This window comes from Protofrankia sp. CiP1_Cm_nod2, from assembly GCF_920664355.1.
Classification (GTDB): Bacteria; Actinomycetota; Actinomycetes; order Frankiales; family Frankiaceae; genus Protofrankia.
Window position 1 is genome coordinate 1 of the sequence record NZ_CAKKTL010000253.1, and the last position, 750, is coordinate 750.

The window sequence follows — 750 nt, forward strand, 5'->3', positions numbered from 1 at the left end:
GGGTCCGGTGCTCGAGTAGTAGTGGCCGGCCTTGAGGGCCGCGAGGAGCGCTTCCGGGGTGAGGGTGTCGGCGCGTACCTGGACCCAGGCCGCACAGCCCGGCGGGTCCTGGGGCTGGAAGTGCGCGTCGTCGGCGGCGTAGGCGCCAAGCCGGTGCCCCCGGTTGAGCAGGATGTCGGTCAGATGCCAGCTGTCGCCCCGGTCCTCGCGGGCCGAGAGTGCGTTGTAGACCTCGACCGCGTGGGCCGCGTCCAGGCTTTCGGCGTCGGCGAGGGTGAGCAGCGAAGCCGCGGGGTGGGCCATGCCGATGAACGCGCCCGCGGCCCGGGCCCGGCGGGCCAGGTGCGGTCCGCTCTCGCCGGGCTCGGGAGGTGGGAAGCCGAGTGGCACCCCCACGGCGACGATGTGCCACTCCGAGGAGAACTCGGTGCGCGGGGCATGCAGCTCCGCGCCCAACAGTGTGGTGAATCCGGGGGTGCGCAACGGCCGGGTGTCTGTCAGCGGGAATCCGTACCTGGCCCGGAAGTGATCGGTGATGGCCAGGAAGTCATAGCCGGCCTCCCGGTAGCGGCGCCCGATCTCCGCCGGCGGCAGTGCCCCGTCGGACCGGTCCGAGTGGGTGTGGAGATTGCCCCGCCAGAAGCGGCCGGGCCGGTGGAACGGCAGGTCGATCACGGGTACTCCCTGGACTACGGGCAACTGGTCGTTTGCCGAGACTCCGCCCCCAGGCTGCCGTCAGGCCGTACAGGC

1 protein-coding gene is annotated in these 750 nt (G+C 72.3%); it reads right to left on the reverse strand.

Annotation, left to right across the window (positions count from 1 at the left end):
- Positions 1-675, reverse strand: a 675-nt coding sequence (locus NBW84_RS20775) for a CehA/McbA family metallohydrolase (RefSeq protein ID WP_250286590.1), incomplete at its 3' end; no start/stop codon positions are given.
- Positions 676-750: the final 75 nt, after the last annotated feature.